The sequence below is a fragment of the Nakamurella sp. genome, assembly GCF_048594475.1.
Taxonomy (GTDB): Bacteria; Actinomycetota; Actinomycetes; order Mycobacteriales; family Nakamurellaceae; genus Nakamurella.
In genome coordinates this window covers 1-6,026 of sequence record NZ_JBMDXT010000030.1, presented here as the reverse complement: position 1 = coordinate 6,026, position 6,026 = coordinate 1, and the positions used below count along the sequence as shown (strand labels likewise).

The 6,026-nt window shown below is 71.0% G+C and carries 5 protein-coding genes and 1 pseudogene; 3 read left to right on the top strand and 3 right to left on the bottom strand.

Annotated features, from left to right (window positions below; translation table 11 throughout):
- Positions 1-1,570: WD40 repeat domain-containing protein (locus ACOJUF_RS01430; RefSeq protein WP_420120083.1), on the bottom strand; the 1,570-nt coding region annotated here is incomplete at its 3' end.
- A gap of 391 nt (positions 1,571-1,961) precedes the next feature.
- On the opposite strand from ACOJUF_RS01430, the pseudogene ACOJUF_RS01425 reads away from it, so the two are divergent.
- Together ACOJUF_RS01425 and ACOJUF_RS01420 are read left to right on the top strand one after the other, a co-directional pair.
- Positions 1,962-2,216 (top strand): annotated as a pseudogene (locus tag ACOJUF_RS01425) (leucine zipper domain-containing protein); the annotation flags it as partial.
- Positions 2,217-2,750: 534 nt separating this feature from the next.
- Positions 2,751-3,500, top strand: a complete 750-nt coding sequence (locus ACOJUF_RS01420; protein WP_420120082.1) for a tyrosine-protein phosphatase — start codon at positions 2,751-2,753, stop codon at positions 3,498-3,500.
- 19 nt (positions 3,501-3,519) lie between these two features.
- On the opposite strand, the gene ACOJUF_RS01415 is transcribed toward ACOJUF_RS01420, so the two are convergent.
- Complete coding sequence (locus ACOJUF_RS01415; RefSeq protein ID WP_420120081.1) at positions 3,520-3,873, bottom strand: VOC family protein; 354 nt, start codon at positions 3,871-3,873, stop codon at positions 3,520-3,522.
- 126 nt (positions 3,874-3,999) lie between these two features.
- Positions 4,000-4,215, bottom strand: a complete 216-nt coding sequence (locus ACOJUF_RS01410) for a dodecin (RefSeq protein ID WP_420120080.1) — start codon at positions 4,213-4,215, stop codon at positions 4,000-4,002.
- A gap of 377 nt (positions 4,216-4,592) precedes the next feature.
- Between ACOJUF_RS01410 and ACOJUF_RS01405 the strand changes: the two genes are divergently transcribed.
- Positions 4,593-6,026 (top strand): RelA/SpoT family protein (locus tag ACOJUF_RS01405; RefSeq protein WP_420120079.1); only part of this gene is annotated, 1,434 nt, incomplete at its 3' end.

Below are 6,026 nucleotides of genomic sequence, written 5' to 3'. Positions count from 1 at the left end.
CCGCTCTCACCTCGCCGGTGTGGCCGGTCAGAGGTGGCCCGGTGGGGGTGCCGGTCACCGGGTCCCACAAGCGCACCGTTTGGTCGTCGCTTCCGGTGGCGAGCAGGACGCGACCGTTGGGGAGCTGGCCGAAGGCGACCGCGGTCACCGGGTCGGTGTGGCCGGTCAATGCCGGTCCGGTGGGGGTGCCGGTGGCGTCCCACAGCCGCGCCGTCCGGTCGTCGCTGCCGGTCGCGAGCAGGACGCGGCCGTCGGTGAGCTGGCCGAAGGCGACCGCTCTCACCTCGCCGGTGTGGCCGGTCAGAGGTGGCCCGGTGGGGGTGCCGGTCACCGGGTCCCACAAGCGCACCGTCTGGTCGTCGCTGCCGGTGGCGAGGAGGACGCGGCCGTCGGGGAGCTGGCCGACGGCGTCCGCGGGCACCGGGCCGGTCTGGCCGGTCAAGACCGACCCGGGGCGGGTGCCGGTCACCGGGTCCCACAGCCGCGCCGTCCCGTCGGAGCTGCCGGTGGCAAGTATGACGCGGCCCTCGTGGAGCTGGCCGAAGGCGACCGCTCTCACCGCGCGAGTATGGCCGGTCAAGACCGATCCGCTGGGGTAGCCGGTAACCGGGTCCCACAAGCGCACCGTCCGGTCGTGGCTGCCGGTGGCGAGCAGGGTCCGGCCGTCCTGGAGGTGGCCGAAGGCGACCGCAGTCACTCCGTCGGTGTGACCGGTCAGGGGTGGCCTGGTGGGGGCGCGGGTGGCCGGGTTCCACAGCCGCACTGTCCGGTCGTCGCTTCCGGTGGCGAGCAGGGTCCGGCCGTCCTGGAGGTGGCCAAAGGCGACCGCGGTCACCGCGCGAGTGTGGCCGGTCAGGGGTGGCCCGGTGGGGGTGCCCGTGGCCGGGTCCCACAGCCGAACCGCCTTGTCCCAACTTCCGGTGGCCAGCAGGACGCGGCGGCCGTCGGGGAGCTGGCCAAAGGCGATTGCTCTCACCCCGACGGTATAGCCGGTCAGGGGTGGCCCGGTGGGGGTGCCGGTGGCGGGATCCCACAGCCGCACTGTCCCGTCGTCGCTGCCGGTGGCGAGCAGGACCCGGCCGTCAGGGAGACTGCCGAAGGCGACCGCGTATGCGCCAGCAGTGTGGCCGGTGAGCGGTAGGTGGGGGTGGACTCGGGCGAGTTGGGTCCACAGCACCCGCGGATCACGCAACGTTGGGTCGTCCAGGCCCAACCTTGCGGCCATCAGCACGCGTAGCAACCGCCGCTGATCGGCATCCGACGCCGTGGCCAGTTCATGCCGCGCGGCCATGCTCACGGTGATTATCGGTGGTAGGTCCCCGCGTCCGTAACCGGTCCGGAACGCTTCCGCCGCGACGGCATCTGGGTCCAAGCTGTCCAGTACGTCACCCTGGCTGGCCAGCTCTGACCATAGCCGGGCTGCTGCCACATGTTCGGGTAGGTATCGCTGCAGGTATCCGCCAACCGCTCCCTCCGCAAAGGCGCCCGCATGGTTCAGCAGCCGATTAGCGATCAGAAACTCGAAATCGTCCGGCGCGGAAGGAGATGCATCGACAAGGCCGACGGTCAACGCCCCCCCAGGAAAGATACGCAATAACCCTTAGCATGATCGCACGTCGTTGCGTCGAGCGTCGGTGGGGTCCCGGCATAAGACAAATGCGTCGCACGGCCCGTGGCCTTCGATGGTGCGCCGCGCTTAGGAGATGGATCCGGCGATGCCCTGAGGGAGATCAGGCCGCGGTCCTGCCGATCGTCACGACCACCGCGCTCAGCTTCGCTGACTCGGATGGAGTCTAAGGTGCGAGGCAGGCGGGGGCCGAAAAGGGTGCTGAAGTCAGGGCTAGCTGTTGCATCCAGGGACATTGGTGACACGCCGGGGCTGCTGGTTGCGGGCATGAAGGAGGGTCCTCTTGGTGAGGTGTGAAGCGGCCAACCAAACACACTGAAACAGGAGGGACCCCGTGGCGTACCGTAACGCCCCGCTGACCCCCGAAGGACACCGGCGTCTGTGCCAGCGCGTCGATGCCGGCCGGCCGATCTGTTGTCACGTCGCCGCCGAGTCCGGCGTGGCGCGGCAGACCCTGGCCAAGTGGCACGCCCGCTGGAAGGTCGACTGGTCGGCCGGGCTGCAGGAACGATCGTCGCGGCCGGCGTCGTCACCCCGTCAGGTCGACGCCCAGATCGAGGACGTCATAGAACGGCTGCACTCGATGCTGTTCTACTACGCCGCCCATCACGATCTTCTCCGCGAACGCGATTCGGCCGATGTGCTTGACGATCTGGGGGTTGGATTCCTCGGTCCCGCCGTTACTGATCCCGGTGCGGAGACCGGCGATGATCGATGTTCTGCCAGGCGTGCACAACCCCGGCCAGCCCCGCCGATGGGCACCCGAGGACTCCCTCGTCGACAGACGGCTCAAGTAGGGCATGTCGAGGGACTGATGACTGTCATAACCGTGATCATGACCCAGCCAGGCATGGCGCCGCATTCGCGATCCACGCCCGGCGGCGGAGGTGAGGCGGGCGGGGGCGAAGCCGTGAGGTGATTGCTGCTGGTCCGGACAGTGAGGGTGACGATGCTGGGCGTCAAGACCCCCGCCCACTCTGCCTTGTCCGTGCCCGGCGACCGGGGAGCCGCGGCACCGGCCGTGCACCGGCTGTCCACCCGCCGTGCATCCGGCGTGAACCTCGCGGCGACCGCTCAGGGCATGATCGGTGATGGGCCCGCCCGCCACCGAAAGGACCTGACCGTGATTCCGACCCATGCCGACGTGCTGTCCGGCACGTGGAACTTCCGCGACATCGGCGGCCTGCCGACCCCGGACGGCCCGGTCCGGCGCGGGCTGGTGTACCGGGCCGCGGTGCTCTCCGGGCTCGATCCGGCCGGGCAGGAGGCACTGGTCAACCTGGGCGTCACGGACGTGTTCGACCTGCGCGGCGAGCTGGAGATCGAGCGGGAGGGCGCGGACCGGGTGCCGGAGTCGGTCACCGTGACCATCGCCCCGTTCCACCCGGAGGACGGCACGATGCCGGTGCACGCCGCGGCCGCCGACCACGCGGATCCGACGACGCCGCTGGCCCGCACCCTGCGGTACTACGCGGCCATCCCGGTGTTCGGACCGGCGCAACGGTCGGTGGCGGCGATCATGCGGGCCGTCGCCGAGACCGAGGGCAGCGTGCTGGTCCACTGCGCCGCCGGCAAGGACCGGACGGGCTGGACCATCGCGACGCTACTGACCATCCTCGGCGCCGACCGGGACACGATTCTGCAGGACTACCTGCTCAGCAACGCCGCGATGGGCAGCCTGCGCGATTGGCTGGCGGCCCGGTACGGCGACCAGTTCGACGCCGACGACGCCCTGCTGGGCGTCGACGAGCGGTATCTGGCCGCCGGTTGGGACTCGGTGGACCGCAACTTCGGCTCGTTCGACGGCTATCTGGCGGCGATCGGTGTCGATCCGGCCACCCAGGACGCGATCCGGGCCCGCCTCGTCGGCTGACGCGGGCGCCGGACGACCGTCAGTGGGCGTTGGCGTCGGCCACGCAGAACTCGTTGCCCTGCGGATCGGCCAGCGTGGTCCACCAGAAGCCGCCGCCGTCCCGGTCGGCGATCTTGGTGGCGCCGGCCGCGACCAGCCGCTCCACCTCGGCCGGCCGGTCGGCCGACACCAGATCCAGGTGCAGCCGGTTCTTCCCGGGGGACGTCGCCTCCACGGCCTGGAAGGCCATCGCGACGCCGTCGGGCACCTGCACGATGTAGTAGAAGCCGTCGTTGTCGGCCACGATCGTGCCGCCCAACTGCGTCGCCCACCACTGGGCCAGGGGCCCCGGATCGGTCGAGTCCGTGGTCACCATGGCAACGGAGATCGTCATGGTCGGCACGGTAGCGAGTGGGTCCGACAGTGCCGGTTCGACGGCGGGCGCGGCCGGAACGGTCACCGGCGGGACGGGCCGACCCGGGTGCGGGCCGACCCGGGAAGGGTCGGCCCGGGCGGGGCGCTAGGCGTCCGCGTCCATCCGGAAGCCGACCTTCATGCCGACCTGGTAGTGGGCCACCCGACCCTCGTTGATGTGCCCGCGGATCTCGGTCACCTCGAACCAGTTGAGCCCGCGCAGGGTGGTCGAGGCCCGGGCGATCCCGCTCTCGATGGCGTCCTCCACCCCGTTGGTCGAGGTGCCCACGATCTCCGTGACGCCGTACACGTTCGAGCTCACACTTGCCTCCTCGTCGAGCGACGCCGCCCGATCCGGCGGCCGAAGTGCGATGGTAGGCGCCCTCCCGGCCGGCGGGTGGACGCCGGGCGGAGCGCGCGCGGACGGCGGGCGGAAGGCGGACGGAAGGCGGGTGGACGGCGGACGGACGGCGGGTGGACGCCGGACGGAAGGGTGGGCGGGTCCGCGGCGTTATGCTCATTGACCAGATCGTCAGACCCTCGCCGTCGTCCAAGGGGGTGTGCCCCAATGACCGTGCGGATGCGCGCGCCGGTCGGCCGTGCCGACCTGGCTGCCGACCCCGCCCTCGGCCGCCGTGCCCGGGCCGGCGTGACCCCCTCGGGTGGGGCGGCCGGGCGGCCTGACGAAGGGACCAGGGCATGACCGACGTGGAGAACCGCGGGTCCGCGGCGCGGCCGGTGGGCGAGGTCGCCCCCGTCCCGCCCGCCGCCGACGCCCCCGTGCCCGAGCCCGAGGTGCCGGCCCCGTCGGCGACGCGGCGGGTGCGGGCCCGGATCGCCCGCCGGATGAGCGGGCAGCGGGTCGCCGCCTCGCCCACCCGGACGGTGCTCGAACCGCTGTTCGGGGTGCACCGGAGCCTGCACCCGAAGGCCGACCTCAAGGAGCTCCAGCGCGCCTACGAGGTCGCGGAGCAGGCCCACGCCGGCCAGTTCCGCCGGTCCGGCGACCCCTACATCACCCACCCGCTCGCCGTGGCGACCATCCTGGCCGACCTGGGCATGGACACCACCACCCTGGTCGCCGCCCTGCTGCACGACACGGTGGAGGACACCGAGTACACGTTGGAGAAGGTCACCGCCGATTTCGGCGAGGAGGTGGCGCGCCTGGTCGACGGCGTCACCAAGCTGGACAAGGTCAAGTTCGGGGACGCCACCGAGGCCGAGACCATCCGCAAGATGATCATCGCCATGGCCCAGGACCCGCGGGTGCTGGTGATCAAGCTGGCCGACCGGCTGCACAACATGCGCACCATGCGGTTCCTGCCGCCGGACAAGCAGGCCCGCAAGGCACGCGAGACCCTGGAGGTCCTGGCGCCGCTGGCCCACCGGCTGGGGATGGCCACGGTGAAGTGGGAGCTGGAGGATCTGGCGTTCTCGATCCTGCACTCCAAGCGCTACGACGAGATCGTGCGGCTGGTGGCCGACCGGGCCCCGTCCCGGGACACCTACCTGGCCGCGGTCACCCAGCAGCTGGAGGCCGAGCTGTCCTCGGCCAAGATCCCCGGGCAGGTCGTCGGCCGGGGCAAGCACTACTACTCGATCTACCAGAAGATGAAGGCCCGGGGCCGGGAGTTCGACGAGATCCACGACCTGGTCGCGGTCCGCATCCTGGTCGGCAGCGTGCGCGAGTGCTACGCGGCGATGGGCGTCGTGCACGCGCTCTGGGCGCCGATGCCCGGCCGCTTCAAGGACTACATCGCCCAGCCCCGGTACGGGGTGTACCAGTCGCTGCACACCACCGTCATCGGCCCCGAGGGCAAGCCGCTGGAGGTGCAAATCCGCACCTTCGACATGCACCACACCGCCGAGTACGGCATCGCCGCGCACTGGCGGTACAAGGAGACCCGCGGCACCCACACCGGTTCCAGCGGCAGCGTCGACGAGATGGCCTGGATGCGCCAGCTGCTGGACTGGCAGCGGGAGACCGGCGATGCCGGGGAGTTCCTGGACAACCTGCGCTACGAGATGGCGCACAGCGAGATCTTCGTGTTCACCCCGAAGGGCGACATCCACACGCTGCCAGCGGGTTCCACGCCGGTCGACTTCGCCTACTCGGTGCACACCGAGGTCGGT